General features: G+C 49.5%; 1 protein-coding gene. It reads right to left on the bottom strand.

The window, feature by feature from the left end; all coding sequences use genetic code 11:
• Window positions 1–382: IS630 family transposase (locus ACNPAA_RS21125; protein ID WP_417892007.1), on the bottom strand; the 382-nt coding region annotated here is incomplete at both ends.

Raw genomic sequence — 382 nt, 5'->3', positions numbered from 1 at the left:
TAGCCGTTCTATGTGATTAACCCAAGGGCTGTAAACTGGCTGGAACACCAGGCAGAACTTGGGATTCTTCTTCAACCATCGCTCGGTCTGTTTGCTTTTGTGAATGATGTAGTTATCGAGGATCAACGTGATGGTTTTGGCTCGTCGGTAGTGGTGGCGCAGCTTTTCCAGCATGGCAATAAACAGCGATGAGTTTTTCTTGATCCCGCTGACGTAAAGTACCCTTCCGTTGCCTGCGTGGAGAACGCCTGCCAGATAATGCTTGGCATTCTGCCCCGGTGTGACAACCCGCTTTTGCTGCGCTCTGAACATCCAGTCGGCTCCTAATTTGGGATTGAGGTCTATATCGACTTCATCCTCATAAAACACCGGATTATCGGCA

The sequence above is a fragment of the Aeromonas sp. PS2Canimalfood6 genome (assembly GCF_048276795.1).
GTDB classification, from domain to species: Bacteria; Pseudomonadota; Gammaproteobacteria; order Enterobacterales; family Aeromonadaceae; genus Aeromonas; species Aeromonas caviae.
Note: the sequence above shows the minus strand (reverse complement) of the source record. Positions and strands in the feature narration are given on the sequence as shown.